At 51.1% G+C, this 20,963-nt stretch carries 18 protein-coding genes; 6 read left to right on the forward strand and 12 right to left on the reverse strand.

All coding sequences use genetic code 11. The annotated features are described in order from the left end of the window. The 4 genes from HCX92_RS14105 to rpsL all read right to left on the reverse strand — a co-directional run. Nucleotides 1-290, reverse strand: a 290-nt coding sequence (locus HCX92_RS14105) for a GTP-binding protein (protein ID WP_248289956.1), incomplete at its 3' end; no start/stop codon positions are given. 87 nt (nt 291-377) lie between these two features. Next, the gene (gene fusA, locus HCX92_RS14110; RefSeq protein ID WP_169295607.1) at nt 378-2,483 is read right to left on the reverse strand and encodes an elongation factor G; all 2,106 of its coding nucleotides are present in this window, start codon (nt 2,481-2,483) and stop codon (nt 378-380) included. 15 nt (nt 2,484-2,498) lie between these two features. Then, complete coding sequence (gene rpsG / locus HCX92_RS14115; protein WP_169295608.1) at nt 2,499-2,969, reverse strand: 30S ribosomal protein S7; 471 nt, start codon at nt 2,967-2,969, stop codon at nt 2,499-2,501. Between the two features lie 155 nt (nt 2,970-3,124). Beyond that, on the reverse strand, nt 3,125-3,502 hold the full coding sequence (gene rpsL / locus HCX92_RS14120) for a 30S ribosomal protein S12 (RefSeq protein ID WP_169295609.1): 378 nt from the start codon (nt 3,500-3,502) through the stop codon (nt 3,125-3,127). A gap of 634 nt (nt 3,503-4,136) precedes the next feature. Here rpsL and HCX92_RS14125 point away from each other — a divergent pair. From HCX92_RS14125 to HCX92_RS14135, 3 genes are read left to right on the forward strand one after another with little or no spacing between them, the layout of a single operon-like run. Next, a complete protein-coding gene (locus HCX92_RS14125) occupies nt 4,137-4,856 on the forward strand; it encodes a response regulator transcription factor (RefSeq protein ID WP_169295610.1) in 720 nt (239 codons plus the stop codon). Nucleotides 4,857-4,898: 42 nt separating this feature from the next. Continuing rightward, on the forward strand, nt 4,899-5,999 hold the full coding sequence (locus tag HCX92_RS14130) for a FecR domain-containing protein (RefSeq protein ID WP_169295611.1): 1,101 nt from the start codon (nt 4,899-4,901) through the stop codon (nt 5,997-5,999). A gap of 26 nt (nt 6,000-6,025) precedes the next feature. Further along, entirely contained in the window at nt 6,026-8,344 is a 2,319-nt protein-coding gene (locus HCX92_RS14135) for a CHASE2 domain-containing protein (RefSeq protein WP_169295612.1), read from the forward strand. Here HCX92_RS14135 and HCX92_RS14140 read toward each other — a convergent pair. The 4 genes from HCX92_RS14140 to HCX92_RS14155 all read right to left on the reverse strand — a co-directional run bounded on the left by HCX92_RS14140 (nt 8,307) and on the right by HCX92_RS14155 (nt 12,242). After that, nucleotides 8,307-9,128 carry a CoA ester lyase gene (locus tag HCX92_RS14140; protein WP_169295613.1) on the reverse strand — a complete coding sequence of 274 codons (822 nt, stop codon included), beginning with the start codon at nt 9,126-9,128 and terminating at the stop codon, nt 8,307-8,309. The two genes, HCX92_RS14135 and HCX92_RS14140, sit on opposite strands and share 38 nt — an antisense overlap. Then, the gene (locus HCX92_RS14145) at nt 9,128-10,321 is read right to left on the reverse strand and encodes a CaiB/BaiF CoA-transferase family protein (RefSeq protein ID WP_169295614.1); all 1,194 of its coding nucleotides are present in this window, start codon (nt 10,319-10,321) and stop codon (nt 9,128-9,130) included. The genes HCX92_RS14140 and HCX92_RS14145 overlap by 1 nt, the downstream gene beginning before the upstream one ends. A 17-nt stretch (nt 10,322-10,338) precedes the next feature. After that, nucleotides 10,339-11,178, reverse strand: coding sequence for a MaoC family dehydratase N-terminal domain-containing protein (locus HCX92_RS14150; RefSeq protein ID WP_211182412.1), 840 nt, complete (start codon nt 11,176-11,178; stop codon nt 10,339-10,341). 119 nt (nt 11,179-11,297) lie between these two features. Continuing rightward, a complete protein-coding gene (locus HCX92_RS14155; RefSeq protein ID WP_169295615.1) occupies nt 11,298-12,242 on the reverse strand; it encodes a LysR substrate-binding domain-containing protein in 945 nt (314 codons plus the stop codon). Nucleotides 12,243-12,376: 134 nt separating this feature from the next. Here HCX92_RS14155 and HCX92_RS14160 point away from each other — a divergent pair, with 134 nt between their 5' ends. From HCX92_RS14160 to HCX92_RS14170, 3 genes are all read left to right on the forward strand, one after another. Next, a complete protein-coding gene (locus tag HCX92_RS14160) occupies nt 12,377-13,537 on the forward strand; it encodes an acyl-CoA dehydrogenase family protein (RefSeq protein ID WP_169295616.1) in 1,161 nt (386 codons plus the stop codon). 74 nt (nt 13,538-13,611) lie between these two features. Next, nucleotides 13,612-14,961: an MmgE/PrpD family protein gene (locus tag HCX92_RS14165; protein WP_169295617.1), complete on the forward strand. Its 1,350-nt coding sequence runs from the start codon at nt 13,612-13,614 to the stop codon at nt 14,959-14,961. A 482-nt stretch (nt 14,962-15,443) separates the two neighbouring features. After that, on the forward strand, nt 15,444-16,100 hold the full coding sequence (locus HCX92_RS14170) for a peroxiredoxin (RefSeq protein WP_169295618.1): 657 nt from the start codon (nt 15,444-15,446) through the stop codon (nt 16,098-16,100). A gap of 178 nt (nt 16,101-16,278) precedes the next feature. Here HCX92_RS14170 and HCX92_RS14175 read toward each other — a convergent pair whose 3' ends face one another. From HCX92_RS14175 to HCX92_RS14190, 4 genes are read right to left on the reverse strand one after another with little or no spacing between them, the layout of a single operon-like run. Further along, nucleotides 16,279-17,931 (reverse strand): iron ABC transporter permease, encoded by a 1,653-nt coding sequence (locus HCX92_RS14175; protein WP_169295619.1) that lies wholly within the window; start codon nt 17,929-17,931, stop codon nt 16,279-16,281. A 6-nt stretch (nt 17,932-17,937) separates the two neighbouring features. After that, complete coding sequence (locus HCX92_RS14180; RefSeq protein ID WP_169295620.1) at nt 17,938-18,924, reverse strand: ABC transporter substrate-binding protein; 987 nt, start codon at nt 18,922-18,924, stop codon at nt 17,938-17,940. Nucleotide 18,925: 1 nt separating this feature from the next. Then, a complete protein-coding gene (locus tag HCX92_RS14185; RefSeq protein WP_169295621.1) occupies nt 18,926-19,633 on the reverse strand; it encodes an ABC transporter ATP-binding protein in 708 nt (235 codons plus the stop codon). Then, entirely contained in the window at nt 19,633-20,751 is a 1,119-nt protein-coding gene (locus HCX92_RS14190) for a porin (RefSeq protein WP_169295622.1), read from the reverse strand. Before HCX92_RS14190 ends, HCX92_RS14185 begins: the two co-directional genes overlap by 1 nt. Between the last annotated feature and the right edge of the window lie 212 nt (nt 20,752-20,963).

Raw genomic sequence — 20,963 nt, forward strand, 5'->3', positions numbered from 1 at the left:
GCAGCACCGGTGATCATGTTTTTAACATAGTCAGCGTGTCCTGGGCAGTCAACGTGTGCGTAGTGGCGCTCTGCAGTTTCGTACTCAACGTGTGAAGTGTTGATGGTAATACCGCGAGCTTTTTCTTCGGGAGCTGCGTCAATTTGTGAGTAGTCTTTCGCTTCACCGCCGAACTCTTTTGACAGAACAGTACAAATCGCTGCTGTCAATGTTGTTTTACCGTGATCCACGTGACCGATCGTACCTACGTTTACGTGCGGTTTGGTACGTTCAAACTTACCTTTTGCCATGATCTATTATCCAATAAACTATATTTGAATGAGATTAAATTGTCCGGCCCCATAAATTGTTAAGAGCCGGACGCTTAAATTAAATTACTACTTGGAACGTGCGCTGATAACTTCATCAGCCACGTTTTTAGGAGCTTCAGCGTATTGCTTGAATTCCATTGTATAGGTTGCGCGACCTTGTGTCAGGGAACGCAGGTTGGTTGCATAACCAAACATCTCGGCCAAAGGAACTTCTGCCTTGATGACTTTACCGCCACCAGGAATATCGTCCATACCCTGAACCATACCACGACGTGATGACAAATCACCCATCACGGTACCAGCATAGTCTTCAGGTGTTTCCACTTCAACTGCCATCATAGGCTCGAGCAGCACGGGCTGTGCCTTGCGCATACCTTCCTTGAAAGCCATTGAACCAGCCATACGGAACGCGTTCTCGTTAGAGTCAACGTCGTGGTATGAACCGAAGAACAGGGTTACTTTAACGTCAACAACGGGGTAACCGGCAACCACACCAGCACTCAGGGTTTCCTGAATACCTTTATCTACGGCTGGAATGAATTCACGTGGAACCACACCGCCCTTAATGGCATCAACGAATTCATAGCCTGCGCCACCGGGTTCCAGCGGCTCAAGTTTCAGAACAACGTGACCATATTGACCGCGACCACCTGACTGCTTGACGAACTTGCCTTCAACCTCTTCGCAAACCTTGCGAATGGTTTCACGGTAGGCAACCTGTGGTTTACCAACGTTGGCCTCAACGTTGAACTCACGCTTCATGCGGTCAACCAGAACTTCAAGGTGGAGCTCGCCCATACCTGAAATAATGGTTTGGCCTGATTCTTCATCACTGCGAACGCGGAATGAAGGATCTTCCTGAGCCAGACGGGAAAGGGCGATACCCATTTTTTCCTGGTCGGCTTTGGTTTTTGGCTCGACGGCCTGAGAAATAACAGGCTCTGGGAACACCATGCGTTCAAGAACGATGTGATCACCCACATCACACAGGGTTTCACCGGTAGTTACGTCTTTCAGACCCACTACAGCAGCGATGTCACCTGCCAGAACTTCCTTGATTTCTTCACGGTTGTTCGCATGCATTTGCAGAATACGACCAACACGTTCTTTTTTGCCTTTAACCGAGTTAAAGACGGTTTCACCTGAATTCAGAATACCTGAATACACACGAACGAAAGTCAATTGACCAACAAACGGGTCTGTCATCAGTTTGAAAGCCAGTGCAGAGAATTTCTCTTTGTCATCAGCTTTACGATAGATGACATTGCCTTCATCATCTTCACCCTGGACAGGAGGAATATCAACGGGAGATGGCAGGAAATCAACCACAGCATCAAGCATGCGCTGAACGCCTTTGTTTTTAAAGGCGGTACCGCACAGCATTGGCTGGATTTCGCAGGCAATGGTACGGGTACGAATCGCCTTGATGATGTCTGCTTCGCTCAGTTCACCTTCTTCAAGGTACTTGTTCATGAGCTCTTCAGAGGCTTCAGCGGCTGTTTCAACCAGTTTTTCACGCCATTCATTGGCCTGATCCACCAGCTCGGCAGGAATATCAATGTAATCGAATTTGGTACCATGGCTGGCTTCGTCCCAGATGATCGCTTTCATCTTGATCAGATCAACCACACCTTTGAACTGGTCTTCGGCACCAATCGGGATAACGACAGGTACTGGATGCGCACGCAGACGGGTTTTCAGTTGATCGTACACTTTGAAAAAGTTTGCACCGGTACGGTCCATCTTGTTGACGAAAGCCAAACGGGGGACACCGTATTTGTTTGCCTGACGCCATACGGTTTCAGACTGTGGCTGCACACCACCCACAGCGCAATAAACCATGCATGCACCGTCAAGGACGCGCATTGAACGCTCTACCTCGATGGTAAAGTCAACGTGTCCGGGGGTGTCAATAATGTTAATGCGGTGCTCTGGATAGTTGCCGGCCATGCCACGCCAGAACGCTGTTGTAGCAGCAGACGTAATGGTAATACCGCGTTCCTGCTCCTGTTCCATCCAGTCCATGGTGGCGGTACCCTCGTGGGTTTCACCAATTTTATGGTTCACACCGGTATAAAACAGAATACGCTCTGTAGTCGTTGTTTTACCAGCATCAATGTGAGCGGAAATACCGATATTACGGTAACGTTCGATGGGGGTTTTGCGGGCCATTGTAGTGTCCTTAAATTACCAGCGGAAATGGGAGAAGGCTTTGTTGGCCTCTGCCATTCTGTGAGTGTCTTCACGTTTTTTCATTGCAGCGCCGCGACCTTCTGCAGCATCCATCAATTCACCGGCCAAACGCAAATCCATGGATTTTTCACCACGTTTTTTGGCAGCCTCGCGCAACCAGCGCATGGCAAGCGCCAAACGGCGAACCGGACGCACTTCGACGGGAACCTGATAGTTGGCTCCGCCCACGCGACGGCTTTTAACTTCGACAATAGGTTTAATGTTGTTGATGGCCAGGTTGAAAACCTCAATGGGTTCTTTGCCTGTTTTGGCCTGAACCTGGTCAAGCGCACCGTAAACAATACGCTCTGCAACTGCTTTCTTGCCTGAAAGCATAACAACGTTCATGAATTTGGCGAGATCTACACTACCGAATTTTGGATCTGGCAGGATCTCACGTTTGGGAACTTCGCGACGACGAGGCATCTTACTTCCTTTGTGACTGTTTCAGTTGAACCACTTTCGTGGCCGTGGCTGGCTATTGAGAACTCAGCCCCTTACATACCGCAGTAAATTTTTTCTCTCGCAGCTGCGGCTGCACGCTTACCACCTTTTGGCAGGAAGCATTGATTCAAACCAGCTTAAGCTTTCTTAGGACGCTTGGCACCGTATTTGGAACGAGACTGTTTGCGATCTTTAACGCCTTGCAAGTCAAGGGAACCGCGAACAATGTGATAACGCACACCTGGCAAGTCTTTTACACGACCGCCGCGCACCAGCACGACAGAGTGCTCTTGCAGGTTGTGGCCTTCACCACCGATGTACGAAATAACTTCGAAACCGTTGGTTAAGCGAACTTTAGCTACTTTACGCATAGCTGAGTTTGGTTTTTTAGGTGTTGTTGTGTAAACACGGGTACAAACACCACGGCGTTGTGGACAGTTTTCAAGCGCTGGGCTCTTACTGTTCACGCGGCTAGTTTCACGCGCCTTGCGCACGAGTTGACTAATGGTAGGCATGACCTTGCTTGTCCTATTAATGTACAAAAATGTACTGGATTTATATATCGTCTGTTTAACGTACTGACTTTAATGTACGCCAGGCCTTAGAAAGATTGACATGCGTGATTGCAGATCAAGGCTATTCTAAGCTAGGATTTGTTGTTATATCACCCGAATAGCCAACTTGCCCGCAAATTTTGACAATCTGCAGATAAGCAACCACAAAGAGCGATAAACTGACCATGGCCTTGTTAAATTGAAAAAATCAACCTAACAATCAACCACTTACCAACCGGTTAAAACCCAAAACAAAACGGGCTTACACCAATCAGCCCATCACAATACCACATTTAACAAAAAAAAGTCAAGAAGAACAAAACTTATTGTGCTTTTGATAAAAAAGTGCAATTTTACAATATCAACTGAAAGCGCAATTTTGCAAAATCAACTGTAAAATGTCAAAGATTGTTAACGATATTTTGTTAAATGAATTACCAATTCTTTTCCTGTTATCTTAGTCCAGGCAAAACCAATCATTAAAAATCAGTCACTTATTTACATTTTATTTACATTGAAACAAGTCATATAAATTCATAAGCATTATTGCGAGTAATTTATACCGCGTTAATATTTTATAAGAGATTTACATTCAATGATCATTGCCTCATTAGAAGACGACCCGGTCCAGGCACAATACATAGTACACACCTTAGCTGAAGCCGGATTCAACAGCAAACATTTTGCAACAGGCAAGGATTTACTGGTTGCCCTGAAAAAATCGGAAAAACTTGATTTATTGTTGATAGATTGGGAATTGCCCGATATTTCCGGCAAAGACATTGTCATATGGATACGTGCCAACCTGGACAACCAGCTGCCTGTGATATTCCTGACCAACCGTAACCAGGATCACGATCTGGTTACCGGACTGAATGCCGGTGCCGATGATTATCTTGTCAAACCCTTCAAGGCGCCCGAACTGATTGCCCGTATCAAGGCACTGCTGCGCAGGAATAACGCAGGAAACACCTCAAACATCATCAAACAGGGACCCTATCAGTTAAATCAGCAAAAGCGCGAAATCACCCTGCATGGAGAGCCTGTCCAGCTGGCACCCAAAGAGTTTGACCTTGCCTACCTGTTTTTCAGCAATATCGGGCGGCTTTTCTCACGGGATACCATCAGTGCCGCCATCTGGAACCGGGAAATACCGGCCACCTCACGCACCCTCGATACACATCTGTCAAACATTCGCCAGAAACTGCACATCAATCCGGAAAATGGTGTTCGCATCGTTTCATCCTATGCTCTGGGTTACCGGATGGAATTATTCAATCACCATACAGACGATACACCAGTAACCACGGTCTGAATGACAAAACACCTCCATCAGTCTGAATGACCCAACACCCCCATGAGAATCAACACTTTCTTACGCCTCCTGCTGTTAAATATTGCCTGTTTGCTAACACTTGATATCCATGCACAGCCTGGCGGTGCCCATGAAGACCATTTTCTGTATCAGATCAAACCCGGAGAAACCCTTTCCTCACTGTCTGAAACCTTTACAAGCAAACAGTCCAACTGGAAAGCCATCCAGAAAAGCAATCGTATTGCCAATACCCGGAAAGTGCCTATCGGCATGACACTCAAGATCCCCTTCTCACTGATTGATGAAGAGCCCGACCAGGCAAAAGTCCTGTATCTGACCGGCAATGTGCTGGTCAATAATCAGCCTATAGACAAAAATCGTGTCATTGCCGAGGCAGACACCATTATCACCGGCACACAAAGCAATATCACCCTGGTACTTTCCGATGAAAGCAAGGTACAAATCCCCCCTGACAGTACGGTGCTCGTGAAACGCTTACGAAAATTCCGTGGCACTGGCCTGATCGACGCTATCTTCAATATTGAAACCGGAAAGCTGGCTGCCCATGCCTCCCCCAAAAAGACCGGGGTAGGCCGTTTTGAAATTCGCACCCCCGTCAGTATTACAGGGGTACGGGGCACCGTGGTTCGGGCAGAGGCTTCCCAACAGGCAGGCTCGTCAAGCGAACTGTTGAACGGTAAAGCGGCCTTCATTGCGGCCGCATCCCGTGACCAGTCCGTGCATCTCAATGCCAATCAGGGCATTACCGCTACTCCCAAAGGCCAAGCCGGTGATATCATTGAGTTATTGCCACCACCGGAGATCCAGCTGAAGCAATCCAGTCCCTTCGAATTCAAGGTAGCCATCCAGCCGGTTACTGGCGCAACATCCTACCTGGTACGCGTATCCAATGACATTTCCGGCTACGATGTCCTGTTCACCGAAACCGTTAAAAAACCTGAAGCCCGCGTTACCGGGCCAGGCAAAGGCACTTATTATGTTTCAGTCCGCTCCATTGACAGCAACCAGCTTGCCGGTGCTGATGCCGTCCAGCCGTTCACCATTACTGCCACAAGTATCATGACAGAAACCGGTGTATCAATTGGCACACAGTCCGGTCCCCTGATCCAGACACACTACTAGCAGCCGACTCATTAAAAATGAAACACATGAAAAAGCGTTATGGTCTCGAATGGCTGGTTGTCAGCCTTCTCATTCTGATGATCACTGCTTTTCTTTCCGTTTTTAAAAGTTTCCCGCTGCTTGACGCCCGCATTTACGATATCGCCATCCAGCTAACCCAGGACAAACCCGCTTCCGAAGACATTGTCATTGTGGCCATTGATGACAAAAGCATTGCGGAAATCGGCGTCTGGCCCTGGCGACGCTCGGTCCATGCCGATCTTCTTGCTCGCCTGCAGCAAAGCAAGGCCGTTGCGTTCGATATCAGCTTTATGGGCACGCAAGCCGGCTATGAGCAGGAAAATGCAATATTTGCCAACGCCATCCGTAATCATGGCCGCGTCATCCTGGCCAACTATTTCACTGAAGCCGGTAACCTGCCCAATAACCCTGAGCCTGAATTCGTGCAAGCCGCCCAGGGACTGGGCTTTATCAACATCAAGATTGATCCTGATGGGCTGGTGCGACGCGTCCCCCTGCAAAAAGTGCAAAATGACGGCAGCCCGGCCTACCATCTGAGCCTTGCCATGTTAAATGCGGGCGGAGAACATGAACTGGTTAAACAGACCCTGCAACAAACCGGTAACCGCGAAACGGCCATTCCGTTTGCCGGTGCTCCCGGTCATTTTCAGATGCTGCCTTATAGCGATGTCCTGAATCAGCGCATTCCCGCCAGCTTTTTCAAGGATAAATACGTCCTTATTGGTGTCTGGGGCAGCGGACTGGGAGATCAGTTTCCCACGCCTACCTCATCAAAAAGCCTGAACATGGCGGGTGTGGAAATACTGGCCAACAGCTTGCAGGCAAGCCTTGAGCAAACCTGGATTAAAGAAACCAGTCCGCTCATTGACCTGCTGCTTGGCCTGTTGCCAATGCTGGTTTTATGTGTCTTTCTCAAAAACTCGTCCCCCAGAACCATTCTACTGCTGAGCATCCTGACAGCGATCCTCATTATCCTGCTTCATGGTCTCCTCATGTTTCAATGGGGCATCTGGCATAGCCCCTTGCCTGCCATGCTGGGCATCTTGCTGTTATATCCGCTCTGGAGCTGGCGTACCCAGGAAATGGCGCTTTATCAGATGCGCCGCGAAATTGCCGAGCTTAACGAAAAAGAACCCCTGTTTAAAACAGAAATCAAAAACTGGCAGCAAGTCAATTACGGCCGATCCCTCAATGACCGGCTTGCCGAGTTCAGGGAAATCATGGAGCAGGTTCGCAGTTTGCGGCAATTCATTATGGATGGCATCAACCGCATGCCTGATGCCATCGCCGTATTCAACCTGGATCATAAACTGCAATTCACGACCGATACCACCAAAAACTATATGCAAAAAGTGGGGAGCCCTACACCCGAAAAAAACCAGACCTTGGCACAGTTTCTGATACCCGTTGTCTCAGACAATGAACAGCGGGCTGAAATTATGGCGGTCATCAACAAAATCAATACCCCCGAAGAGCGGCAAACCGGCCTGCTCGATGAACTCAGGAAAAACGGTGTCGAAATCAAAGACTGCATTGAACAGAACCTGCTGCTGAAATATGTCAACACCTACTCTGGCAGCGGTGAGCATATCGGCTATATTCTGAGTCTGAATAACATTACACCCATCCGTCAGGCCGAACGCAAGCGGGAAGAAACACTGCGTTTTCTTTCGCATGACATGCGTGCCCCACAAAGTGCCATCCAGGCACTCATTGAGCTGCAAAGAAATCCCCAAACCGCGTTACCTGATGAAGAGTTTTATCAACGTATCAACAATCTTTCCAGTCGAACCCTGAAACTGGTTGATGACTTCCTGCAATTGACACGTGCTGAATCGATGGAACTGAACCTGGTACCCGTCAACCTGACAGAATTGCTGGAACATATCATCAGTGAATACTGGGGAATCAGCCAAAAACGCCATATCAATATCACCAGCGACTTTGGTAATGAACTTGCCTTTACCCAAGGAGATCATGTCCTTTTATCACGCTGCTTCGTCAATTTAATTGATAACGCCTTCAAATACAGCCCCGATAACACCACCATCCATTGTTCCATCCATCGTCAGGACGCCTATTGGCAGGTCAGGATCAAGGATCAGGGTATTGGGATTTCCGAAAAAAACCAAGCCACGATTTTCAATTCTTTTTTTCGTGTATCTGGCCCGGACAGTCAGGTCAACGGCGTGGGACTGGGACTGTCTTTCGTCAAAACCGTCATAACGCGTCATAATGGCCAGATTCAGGTTGAAAGTGAGCCTGGCCATGGAACAACTTTTATTATTAATTTGCCACCGGACGAATACGAAGAATCTGTTTAGCCTTCTCAATCACGGGCATATCCACCATCTTGCCGTCCAACTTGAAGGCGGCAAGGCCGGTTTCATTGGCCATCTCCAGCACGCGCGTGGCCCAGGCCTTTTCTTCCTCAGTCGGTTCAAATACCTCATGAATAACGGCAATCTGGGAGGGATGAATGCACAACACACCAGCGTAACCCATGCCCTTGGCAAACGCAACCGCTTTGGCCAGACCCTGGGTATTGGCAATATCCGGAAACACACCATCCAGCGGAGGCAAAATACCTGCCGCACGGCTTTGAATGGAAATCTGACAACGTACATGATCGAGCAAGGCGCGAGCCCCTGGCGAATCGTCATCCATATTCAGGTCCAATGCCAGGTCAAGTGCGCCAAATGACACCCTTGCCACACCGGGTGTACGGCATAATTCGGCAAGATTGGCAATCCCAACAGCACTTTCAACAATGGGATAAACAGGCTTATCGGCTCGGGCCGCCAACTCAATCTGGCGTGAGCTTTCCGCCTTGGGCAGCATGACACCGGTTACATTGCCAAGGCGTCCGCACATGGCAATATCCGCATCAAACCAAGGTGCCTTGGCATCATTGACCCGAACCAGAAAACGGGCTTCGGGGTTGGCCTTGGCAAATTCCTCAAGATCTGCCCGGGCGCTGTCTTTGGCATTAACCTCAACGGCATCTTCCAGGTCGACAATCACACAATCGGCACCACTTTGTAGCGCCTTGGGGATACGATCAACCCGCGTTGCGGGGACAAACAATGCTGATCTTGACAAACTCATCACACCACTCCCTGTTCACGCCAACCCGCAATGGTTTGCTCGTCATAACCCAGCTCCCGCAGGATTTTTTCAGAATGCTCACCCAGGCCCGGCACCGCATCAATACGATATTCGTAAGCATTATTCACGCCCGGTGGCAACAGCGTTGGCAGCTTGCCCACCGGACTGTCCATTTCACGCCAGCGATTGCGTGATTTCAATTGTTCATGCTCCCACACCCCTTTCATGTCGTTCACAGAGGCGTTGGCAATCTTGGCCGTTTCCAGCAATTCGATCACCTGATCTTTGCTCATACCGGCAAAGGTGTCAACAATAATCTGCTTCAAGGCCTCACGATTGGCAGTACGCAAGGTATTGTTGGCAAAACGTTCATCAGCAGCCAGTTCAGGTTTACCCAGAACCTGCTCGCAAAACACTTTCCATTCGCGTTCATTTTGCAAACCCAGCATAATAGTCTGGCCGCCCCCGGTCGGGAAAGGACCATAAGGATAAATCACGGCATGCGCCGCCCCTGCTCGCACCGGAGGCTCCTGGCCTTCAAACGAATAGTACAGCGGAAAATTCATCCACTCGACCATACTTTCCAGCATGGAAACATCAATACGGCTGCCCTTGCCGGTTTTTTCACGCAACAATAGCGCGGACAGAATATTGCTATAGGCGTACATGCCAGCGGCAATATCGGCAATGGAGCAACCCGCCTTGGCCATCTCATCCTTGCTGCCCGTGACCGATACAAAACCGCTTTCGCTTTGAATCAACAGGTCATAGGCTTTTTTCTTCTCATAAGGGCCACCCTCACCATAGCCGGAAATATCACACACAATCAATCGGGGATATTTTTCATGCAGGGCCTCAAACGACAAACCCAAACGGGCAGCCGCACCTGGAGCCAGGTTTTGCACCAGCACATCCACCTGAGGCAACAGTTTTTCCAACACATCACCAGCCGCCTCATTTTTAAGATCCAGCGTCAGACTTTCCTTGGAACGGTTGGTCCAGACAAAATGAGACGCCATGCCCTTAACGCGCTCATCATAATTACGGGCAAAGTCTCCCACACCCGGACGCTCCACCTTAATTACGCGTGCGCCCAGATCCGCCAGCTGACGTGAACAGAACGGTGCCGCAATGGCGTGCTCAAGACTTAATACGGTGATACCTTCAAGCGGTCTAACACTCATTTGATTCATTCCTTAAATAATTTTATTTATTTGAAAAGCACTTCGCCAAGCTGGGCAACCGAGCCATCCTGCTGGGCCCATACCGCTGCCTTGCCCTCTTCTTTAATCGTCCCTTCGACCCTGAACGGCAAGGGACTGATCAATGGACGTGCACCACGATAAGAAAAACCGGTCACTGTTTTATCCGGGTTGGCATCGGTAAATGCCCGTAACACACAGGTGGCAATCAAGGGACCATGCACCACCAGACCGGGATACCCCTCAACCTCGGTCACATAGGGGTAGTCATAATGAATACGATGGCCATTGAAAGTAACCGCCGAATACCTGAACAGCATGGTGCTGGTCGGCACGATCTCGCTGGACCACTGGGCCGCTTCGGCTTCAGGCGTGCCTGACAGTTTTGGAGGGCTGGGCTCGCGGTAAACGATATCCTGCTCTTCGGAAATGCATAATTCATTGTTCTGGGTGTAGTCGTGCTTGACTGTGACAAACAACAGCTTGCCGGTTGAACCGCTTTTTTCTTTAATTGCCGTAATCGTGGACGTCCGGGTTGCGTCCTGACCCACCACCAGTGGCTTGATGAATTGAACCCGGCCACCGGCCCACATACGGTTGCGATTGTCAGCAGGCGGCAAAAAACCACCCCGTTGCGGATGCCCGTCAGTGCCCAGTTCATCCAAGGGTAATGGGTCCACGAACAGCGCCCACTGCCATAAATGTGGCAAAGGCTGGCCATTTTCGGGAACCGGCGCATTCAGGCTAAGGGCAATTTTCTTGACATGGGCCGGGTTGATAAACTCGCCATAACTTTCCTGACGGCCCAGCCAATCATTCAAATTCACACCATTCTGTTCATTACTCATTTCAGTCTCACAATTACACTTTTAAATATCAGTAATCATCAAGCATGCCCCAGAAACAGGCAAATGTGAATTCTTAAAACCGAAAAGGGGGCTTTTCAGAAAGATAAGGCCGCTAACAACTAACCGGTGACTTGATCTGTCTTTTTCTCTTCCTGCTCAACGTCTTCGCGCATCAGCTGCACCAGATCCTGGGCAAAGGGCGGCAGTTTGTCAAGATTGCGCACACAAACATGCAATTGGCGAAAAGCCCAGGCATCGGTTAAATGAATGATTTTGACCGGCATGGTCACCGCGTAACGAAACGCTGCAGTTTCGGGAATCACACCAATCCCCACCTGCGCCGCCACCATCCGGCAGACCGCTTCGAAGCCACCCACCTCCACCCGGAACTTCAAGGGCACACCCAGCATATCGGCAGCATTGCGCAAAAACGCATGAATGGCACTCCACTCCGACAAACCGACATAGTCGTATGACAGGGTATCGGCAAAAGCGATCCGATCAACCTTAGCCAGCGGATGGTTCTGATGCGTCACCAGAACCAGATTATCGGAACGGTAAGGCATAAAGGTCAGGCCATCGGCCACCGTGTTTTCAGAAGGCTCCACGCCAGCCACCACCCCCACATCGGCCGTGCCTTCGGCCACCGCCTGGACGATCCGGTAACTTAGCCGCTCGCGCAATTCGATACTAACATCAGGATGACGGGCCAGGTATTTACCCAGAATGGCCGGCATGAACTCATTCATGGCCGTGGTATTGGCATACACCCTTACCTTGCCCTTGATCCCTTGGGCAAACTCACTGATATCGCCCCGCAGGTGTTCGAGCTGGCGTAAGACAATATGTGCATGACGCACGAAAGCCTCACCAGAAGGCGTTAGCGTAACCCCCTGGCTATTCCGGTAAAGCAATGCGGTACCCAGACTGTTTTCCAGATTCTTGATCCGGTTACTGGCGGCCGGCAATGACAGAAAAGAACGCTCCGCCCCCTTTGTCAGGCTATTAACCTCACTGATATTAACCATCAACTGCATATCTGTCAGGTCAAAATGCATTGCCATTTTTCAGCTCCTTAATAATTTGCAAAGCCATACTTAATAAAACATCAATAGTCAAAGCCTCGGAACTCAGGCACATTTACATCATTGAATATATCCATTTACCGTTATTACCCGTTATCTAGGAAAGATCTACTATGCAACACCAAGCCGATGCTTATCAGGATATTCGCGATGCCATCCGTGACCTATGCTCACAATTCCCTGCTGAATACTTCAGGAAAGTCGATGAAGAACGCGCCTATCCTGAGGAATTCGTCAATGCCTTGACCGAGGCAGGCTGGCTGGCCGCATTGATTCCCCAGGAATACGGTGGTTCAGGCCTGAGTCTTACCGAGGCCTCCGTTATTATGGAGGAAATCAACCGCAACGGGGGCAATTCAGGTGCCTGCCACGGACAAATGTATAATATGGGCACGGTACTGCGCCATGGTTCCCTGGCCCAGAAACAGAAATACCTGCCCAAAATCGCCACCGGTGAATTGCGCCTGCAATCCATGGCGGTTACCGAGCCCACCACCGGCACCGACACCACCAAAATCAAGACAACCGCTGTCAAAAAAGACGGCCGCTATGTGGTTAATGGCCAGAAAGTCTGGATCTCCCGTATCCAGCATTCCGACCTGATGATTCTGCTGGCGCGCACCACGCCGATCGAACAGGTCACCAAAAAATCCGAAGGCATGTCAATCTTCATCGTTGACATTGCCGAAGCCATGAAAAACGGCATGACCGTCCGCCCGATTCCCAACATGGTCAACCATGAAACCAACGAATTGTTCTTTGACAATCTGGAAATTCCTGAAGAAAACCTGATTGGTGAAGAAGGCAAAGGCTTCAAATACATCCTGGATGGCCTGAACGCAGAACGCACCCTGATTGCCGCCGAATGTATTGGTGACGGTTACTGGTTCATCGACAAGGTCAGCGCTTACGTGAAAGAACGCGTCGTGTTCGGTCGCCCGATTGGCCAGAACCAGGGCGTGCAGTTCCCGATTGCCAAGGCCTTCATCAATATTGAGGCTGCCAGCCTGATGCGTTACGAAGCTGCTCGCCGCTTTGACGCTCACCAGGCTTGTGGTACCCAGGCCAACATGGCCAAATTGCTGGCCTCTGAAGCCTCATGGGAAGCCGCCAACGCCTGCCTGCAATTCCACGGTGGTTTCGGCTTTGCCAATGAGTACGACGTAGAACGTAAATTCCGTGAGACACGTTTGTATCAGGTAGCGCCTATTTCCACCAACCTGATCTACTCGTTTGTGGCCGAACACGTACTGGGCCTGCCACGCTCATTCTAATCTGGCCACTATAAAAACCGGGCGGCTTTCGGGTCGCCCGTTTCTTCACTCCATTATTGAATTTTATTGCGATCATGACTACTCAAAGTGAACAGCTGGCTACGTTTGCCGCCAACTTGCAATTCAGTGATATACCCGCCCCTGTCATCGCCCGCTGCGAAGACCTGCTGCTGGACACCCTTGGTTCAATCCTGGCCGGCTCTACCGCCCGCCCGGTAAAAACCATTGACGCTTTTGCCAAGCTGCAAGGCCCCACCACCGGTAAAAGCCAGGTGCTGGGCAATGTCCGCAACACCACTGCCCTGTTTGCCTCTCTGGTCAACGCTGCCGCTGCCCATATGGTAGAGCAGGACGACGTGCATAACGGTTCGGTATTCCATCCCGCCGCAGTGGTATTCCCACCCGCACTGGCGGTGGCCCAGGAAATTGGCGCCTCCGGCAAAGAACTGCTAACCGCCTGCGTGGCCGGTTATGAAGTGGGTATTCGCGTTGGTGAATTCCTGGGCCGTTCACACTACAGGATTTTCCATACCACCGGCACGGCTGGTACCATTGCCGCTGCCGTGACCGTGGGCCGTTTGCTGAAACTGAATCCTGAACAAATGCTGGATGCCATTGGTTCGGCCGGCACCCAGGCGGCCGGTTTGTGGGAATTCCTGCGCACTGCTGCCGACTCCAAACAGTTGCACACCGCCAAAGCGGCCGCCAATGGCCTGATTGCCGCCTACCTGGCCAAAGACGGTTTCACCGGTGCCAAACAGATTCTGGAAGGCGCCCAGGGTATGGGTGCCGGCATGTCTACCGATGCCGACCCACGCAAGCTGGTTGACGGCCTGGGTACCCGCTGGGCCTTGCCCGAAACCTCGTTCAAATACCACGCTTCCTGCCGCCATACGCATCCAGCCGCTGATGCCCTGCAAGTGGTCATGAAAGACAACAATCTGTCTGCCAGTGATATTGCCAGCGTGGTCACCCACGTGCACCAGGGTGCGATTGACGTGCTGGGCGCGGTGGTCAAGCCTGAAACCGTTCACCAGTCCAAATTCTCCATGGGTACCGTACTGGCCCTGATTGCCATCCAGAATTTTGCGGGCCTGGCTGAATTTGACGCAGCCCTGCACGACGAACAGGTGGGTGCTTTCCGTGAAAAAGTCACGATGGAACTGGATGAAGAAGTGGATACTGCTTACCCCAACCGCTGGATTGGCAAGGTTACAGTTACCACCAATGATGGCCGCGTGTTCAAGGGCCGTGTGGACGAACCCAAGGGCGATCCGGGCAACACGCTGAGCCGCCCTGAAATTGAAGACAAGGTCATGCGCCTGGGCCAATATGAAAACGCGGCCTCTACAGAAACCATCAGGCATCTGATTGATTATGTGTGGGACTTGCAGAACAAGGAAGTGATAGAAGCACTGGTTTAGGAGTGGTGCGATAACAATAAAAAGTATGCATTCCCACGCAAGAGCGTGGGAACGAGTAAACGAGTAACGAGTAAAAGCGCCGGTTTAAGGGTGGGTACCATATGCATTCCCACGCAGGAGCGTTGGGAACAGGTAGTGCCGGTTTAAGGCTTGCTAAAAAATGTGAATTTGAACGATCTCTAGTGGAGTAGACTTTGTCCCTGCGTAACAGCAGGGATTTTTTTTACTACACGATATCTTGTATCAATATATTATTTTTATATAATATTTATTTATATAAAATAAGCGTTTATCTACTGTAATATCTATAGTATCAGTCCTGCCTATGCGGTGATTGCTCGTTCCCACGCTCTCGCGTGGGAATGCATACAGTAAGCATATAGTCATCGTTATATGCAAACCCAGCCTGTACCAGGTTCAGTCACTGACAGGCCCTACCAGGATCAACACCGATCCTCCTGTTAACTTACCAAGGATTCAACATGTCACTTCGTATCAATGATATTGCACCCAACTTCACCGCCAACACGACAGCTGGCGAATTGACTTTCCACGACTGGATTGGTGACAGCTACGCCATTATATTTTCACACCCCAAAGACTTTACCCCTGTTTGCACCACCGAATTCGGTGCAGTCGCCCGTTTGGCCGGTGAATTCACCAAACGCAACACCAAGGTAATCGGCGTTTCTGTTGATAACGTTGATGAGCACCAGAAATGGAAACGTGATATTGAGGCATTTTGCGGTTCACCGGCCGATTTCCCCATTATTGACGACACGTCCCTGCAAGTAGCCAAGCTATACAATATGCTGCCTGCCGATGCCTACCTGCCCGATGGCCGCACTCCCGCCGACAGCGCCACCGTACGTACCGTCTTCATTATTGGCCCAGACAAAAAAATCCGCCTGACCCTGGCTTACCCCATGTCTGTCGGCCGTAACTTTGCCGAGATTTTACGTGCCCTGGATGCCATTCAGGCAACCGATGGTGTGCCTGTGGCCACACCCGCCGACTGGCAACCTGGCGAAGACGTCATTGTGGCCTTAAGCCTTAACGATGAACAGGCCAAAGAAAAATTTGGCGAACTCGACATTAAACTGCCTTACCTGCGCTTTGCCAAGGCCCCTGCCAAATAATTGTTTGCCGTTATTGCTTTAAACAGGCTTGATGATCAAGCCTGTTAATTGGCTATTAACAAGGACTGAATCCGTGTTTTTCGGGCTCAGTCTTTTTTGATCAAGAAGCAAACAAAACTTAATGCCATTACTCGAAACCGTCCAAGAGCGACTGCCGACAGGCTTCGCGTTCCACACTTCAAACCGCCCGACGCTGCAAAGAAAGGCCGGCCAGCATCAAACTCAAACTGACTAAAATGGCAATGGTCGCCATGGCCATGCCCTGGCCAATAGAACCCTGTTCAAATTGTCGCCAGATAAAAATAGAGATGGTTTGCACGCCCGCTGGGGCCAGCAACAACGAGGTGACCAGCTCACGCGAAGCCACCGCAAAGACCATCAGCATGGCTGCAATTAAACTGGGCAAGGACAAGGGTAAAGAAATATGCCAAAGTGTTCTGGCCAGCGAAGCACCGTGTACACGAGCCGCCGCTTCAAGGCTGTCGCTAATTTGCCGGAATGCTGCGCCTACATAGCGGACAGGGTAAGGCAACAGCAAACAACTATATGACAGCAGCAGAATTAGCCAGGTCCCGTATGGTGTAGCAGGCCAGAACGACTGGTTCCAGGCCAGAATCAAACCGACCCCCACCACCACGCCCGGAAGCGCAGCCGGCAGTAGCGAAGCGGCATCAATCAGGGCAGCACCAGGCACACGCCCCTTGGTAACTGACCAGGCCGCCAGGAAACCCACTGAACCGGCCAGCAAAGCGGTGCCGGCTGCCAAAGACAAACTGGTGCCTAACGCCTGGATGGCTTCATTGCCAACCATAAAGATCGTTGAGAAATTAGCGACCGACAAATTAGGCAGCGCCAAACCACCAGAAACGGTACGCGATAAAGAGGCAGCCAGCATGGAAGCCAGTGGCAGGCCAACAGCGACCAAAGCCGTAAAGCCGAATAACAGGCACACGGGCACATACCAAACGCCCAGACTTGCCTGATTACCGGCAGCTGCCTTGCCCGTGGTTGTTTCATAATCGCGCCCCGCCACTATGGCGCGTTGCGCCCAGTAAGCGGTCATGGCCAGGCATACAAGCACCAGCGACAGCAATGCCGCCCCTGGCGGGTCGATCGGCCAGTCGGCCAAGCGTCGCTCAATAGCAGTGGTCAACATGCCAACGCCCGCTTGCGAACCCAGGGCTGCCGGTACACCGTACTCTTCGATGGCCAGCGTAAATGCCAACAGCAGACTAGCCGCTATGGCCGGGAGCGCCAAAGGTAATGTAACCAACCGGAAGGCGTTCCAGGGTGAAGCACCGCAAACACGGGCAGCCTCGGTCAGACGTGTACCGGCAGCCATCATACTGCGCGAAACGGCAAAGTAAACAATCGGAAAGGCACTGAGCCCCATGATCAGGATCATGCCGGTTTGCGAAAACAGCAGTCCGCCCAGATTGAAGCCAAACAATTGCTGCATATAGCCGTTAGGCTGCAAGGCCAAAATCCAGGAAAGAGCGGCAATATAAGGTGGCAACAAGAAAGGGATCAGAAAAAGCAGGTCCCACAATGCCGGAACAGGGAGCCTGAATTGAGCCCGCAAGGCACCCAATGGAATGCCCAGGCAGGCAGCCACAAGCGCTACCCCTATGCCGGTACCCATTGTGTTTCCAAGCAATGTCAGCGTTGCCGGATCAGAGAAAGTTGAGGAAACGGCCCCAAACGGGTGCTGCCAGGAACCGGCACCCAGGTTGGGGAAGATGGCTTGCAGCACGACGAAACCCATCGGCAAAACGACGAGCACCCCCAGCGCCGCCAGCGTAATAAAAGCGATGACGGAAGCAGATCTCATGGGAGATTAGTGGCGATCGATGAGTGTATTGAAGCGTTGTAGCGTGTCGCTACGTTCAGTACCGGTCTCTGCCTGCTCAGACGGAAGGACATTCAAGTCTTTGAACAAGGGACGACGGGCGCCAACATCGCTACGGGCGGGCATGAGCCATGCATCGGCAACCGTTTTCTGGCCGGCTTCAGACAACACATAATCAATAAATTGACGCGCTTCATCTTGCCGCTTTGAGGACTTGAACACCATCATGGGGCGTGGGGCAATCACGGTTCCGCTGGTTGGAAAAATCACCTTGACGCTCTCGCCTTGAGCGATACTGTTATAAGTAACGTAATCTACACCGCCAAACACGGCGGCTTTGGCACCTTGCAGTACGGGCGTCAACGCCTGGGCGTTAGGCCCGGAAACCACCATACCGTTATTGCGTAACTGTTCAAGCAATGCCCAAGCACCTTTTGGGTCGGCTTGTTGCAGCCCCAAAAGCAAGTCAAGGGTAGCCCCCGACAGGGACGGATCGGGCATCGTCACCTTGTCGCGGTAAGCAGGTGCAAGCAGGTCAACCCAATCTTTGGGCTCGGGCGTGCCACTATTGCTGTTCCAGACAATGCCCAGGGCGGTAATACCCTGCGCAATGTAGTTGTTTGCCTTGAACTGCTCTGGTACATGCACGGCGTTTTTACTGTGATGCGGTGCCAGTAAGCCCCGTTGCTCCATGTTTACAGCCGTATCCCAGGAGGCTGAAATCAGCAGGTCAACACGCGGGTTTGCCGCTTCAGCTTCAAGCCGGGCCATTACTTTTCCGGTGGTGGCTTGGAATACATTGACCTTGATACCTGTTTCACTTTCAAAGCCAGAGGCAAGATTTTTGATCAGGGCGCCGGGACCGGCCGTATAAACAGTTAAAGATTGTTGGGCTTGAGAAGTAGACGCGAATAACGAAATGGCCATGAAAATGCAGCTGGAAACAATGTGCTTGGTTTTGATAGAAGTAAACATTTTATTGGGTATCCTTAAATGGTGCAAGAGAGAGCCGGGTAATGCGACCCAGCTCCATATGAGCAATCTGATGGGCGAGAGCCAAAGCCTCTTCGTGGTCATGGGTAACATAAATAGCGGTAATACCCAGTTTCTCCAGCAATGTGCCGATTTCCCGGCACAGTACTTCGCGAAGGTTGCGATCCAGGTTGGACAGAGGTTCGTCGAACAACAACACACGCGGTTGTGCCACAATGGCACGTGCCAAGGCGACGCGTTGTTGTTGGCCGCCGGAAAGCTGTGCGGGCCTGCGCCCGGCATGCTCATCCAGTCCAACCATGGCCAGGGCATCGCGCACTTTGCGCTCCCGCTCTGCGCGAACCACGCGACGCATTCGCAACGGAAAACTCACGTTATCCTGAACGGTCATGTGCGGCCATAGGGCATAGTCCTGGAATACCATGCCCAAACCCCGGTTCTCAGGTGGTTCAAAGTGAGTTCCGTTACACATGACCTGGTCATCAAACTGAATGATGCCTGATTGCGGGTGCAGCAGTCCGGCTACCGCTTTAAGCAAGGTGCTTTTGCCACAGCCCGACGGTCCCAACAAGGCGGTAATCGTGCCCGCTGGTACGGTCAGGTCCACATCATCCAGTACAACCCGGTCGCTAAACGCATGACGCAGGCCACGTAGAGTCAGGGTCGTGCCCTGTTTGCCTGAGGTCTTCATCAGAAGCGATGGCGCATGCCAAGTTGCAGGCCGAACTGGTTATGGCCAGGTTTAACGTTGGCGCCATAGTTACCCCCTGCAACGCTCAGCGAAGAGCCGTGCTTATTGATAGCGTAAGCACCTAGCGCATACAGCGTTGTGCGTTTGGACAGGTCGTATTCTCCGCCCAGTACAAACAGGGTGGGCTTCTGGTCTTTGCCAGCCCCTTGCAGGGCGGGGCACATGGCGTTGTTCAGGTTGTCGCAAACGGTACCATTAACATGATAAACAGCCAGCGAAAGACGGACGGGCTTACTGGGACGGTACTGCACGCCTGCCCAATACATATCACTGCGCAGGTCTTGATGCGTCAGGCGTTGTTTCAACCAGCGATAACCGCCGTATACACTGACATTGTCAAATTTGTATGAAGCGCCTGCAACGATACGGTCTTCACGGTTGCTGCTGTTAGCCCCCGCTTTGGGTGCATTGGCATGCTTGCGATGGTAAAGCACCGCTGCATCCAGCGGGCCGTTGGCATAGCGCAAACCCAGGCCAAACATGCGACCCAGCTTTCGATCGGTCAAAGATTGCTCGTTGTTCCAACCCGTGCTGTAGTAGGCCCCAACATTAATGTTGCCAAATTTGCCAACATATTTTATGGAGTTGTCCATACGGTCGGAGAAAGCAGGATCAGCACGCTTGCCCGAAAAATTGGCATTGCCGAACGGATTGTATTTGCTCATCCAGTCGATCATCAGCGTATTGTGTCGGCCTAATGAAACCTGCCCCCACTCTTTATCGGCCAGGCCAACGTAAGCCTGGCGACCGAACAAGCGACCGCCCTGTAGCGATTTGCCGTTAGTCATATCGAAGCCTGATTCAAGTACAAAAACGGCCTTGAGTCTGTCACCCAGGTTTTCACTGCCTTTAATCCCCCAGCGTGAACCACTCAGGTTGCCAGAGCTAAGGCGGAATTTTCTGCTATCACCGGGGTCATTGCTCAGGTACTGCATGCCGGTATCAAGAATACCGTACAGCTGAACGTTAGACGAAGTTTGTGCTTGGGAAATTGCGGGGGCCAGAAGTAACAGGGCGCAAGAAAGCCCCTTGCCCACTTTGGGAAAAGAAAAATGCATGATAAAAGTTGTCCTCTTTGGGATTTAATCTGAGCCGTCAGTATAGTCAGCACGCATGACAAAAGCGTGACATTGACAGGGGGTCAAATTTGAGAAGAGGACAGCATTTATTGATGCCTTTGAGACGAAACACTATTACCAGGATAATACTACCCCTATTTCCTGGCAACCCACCAGCCCAAAGGTTACTATTCACAGGGTCAGTTCACTTC

Source organism: Advenella sp. EE-W14 (assembly GCF_012923605.1).
GTDB classification, from domain to species: domain Bacteria; phylum Pseudomonadota; class Gammaproteobacteria; order Burkholderiales; family Burkholderiaceae_B; genus Advenella; species Advenella alkanexedens.

Coding starts and splice junctions, on each gene's coding strand:
- rpsL (WP_169295609.1), bottom strand. CDS start 3,502: ATGCCTACCATTAGTCAACTCGTGCGCAAGGCGCGTGAAACTAGCCGC.
- HCX92_RS14170 (WP_169295618.1), top strand. CDS start 15,444: ATGTCACTTCGTATCAATGATATTGCACCCAACTTCACCGCCAACACG.
- fusA (WP_169295607.1), bottom strand. CDS start 2,483: ATGGCCCGCAAAACCCCCATCGAACGTTACCGTAATATCGGTATTTCC.
- HCX92_RS14150 (WP_211182412.1), bottom strand. CDS start 11,178: ATGAGTAATGAACAGAATGGTGTGAATTTGAATGATTGGCTGGGCCGT.
- HCX92_RS14125 (WP_169295610.1), top strand. CDS start 4,137: ATGATCATTGCCTCATTAGAAGACGACCCGGTCCAGGCACAATACATA.
- HCX92_RS14180 (WP_169295620.1), bottom strand. CDS start 18,924: ATGTTTACTTCTATCAAAACCAAGCACATTGTTTCCAGCTGCATTTTC.
- HCX92_RS14130 (WP_169295611.1), top strand. CDS start 4,899: ATGAGAATCAACACTTTCTTACGCCTCCTGCTGTTAAATATTGCCTGT.
- HCX92_RS14155 (WP_169295615.1), bottom strand. CDS start 12,242: ATGGCAATGCATTTTGACCTGACAGATATGCAGTTGATGGTTAATATC.
- HCX92_RS14135 (WP_169295612.1), top strand. CDS start 6,026: ATGAAAAAGCGTTATGGTCTCGAATGGCTGGTTGTCAGCCTTCTCATT.
- HCX92_RS14145 (WP_169295614.1), bottom strand. CDS start 10,321: ATGAATCAAATGAGTGTTAGACCGCTTGAAGGTATCACCGTATTAAGT.
- rpsG (WP_169295608.1), bottom strand. CDS start 2,969: ATGCCTCGTCGTCGCGAAGTTCCCAAACGTGAGATCCTGCCAGATCCA.
- HCX92_RS14190 (WP_169295622.1), bottom strand. CDS start 20,751: ATGCATTTTTCTTTTCCCAAAGTGGGCAAGGGGCTTTCTTGCGCCCTG.
- HCX92_RS14160 (WP_169295616.1), top strand. CDS start 12,377: ATGCAACACCAAGCCGATGCTTATCAGGATATTCGCGATGCCATCCGT.
- HCX92_RS14140 (WP_169295613.1), bottom strand. CDS start 9,128: ATGAGTTTGTCAAGATCAGCATTGTTTGTCCCCGCAACGCGGGTTGAT.
- HCX92_RS14165 (WP_169295617.1), top strand. CDS start 13,612: ATGACTACTCAAAGTGAACAGCTGGCTACGTTTGCCGCCAACTTGCAA.
- HCX92_RS14175 (WP_169295619.1), bottom strand. CDS start 17,931: ATGAGATCTGCTTCCGTCATCGCTTTTATTACGCTGGCGGCGCTGGGG.
- HCX92_RS14185 (WP_169295621.1), bottom strand. CDS start 19,633: ATGAAGACCTCAGGCAAACAGGGCACGACCCTGACTCTACGTGGCCTG.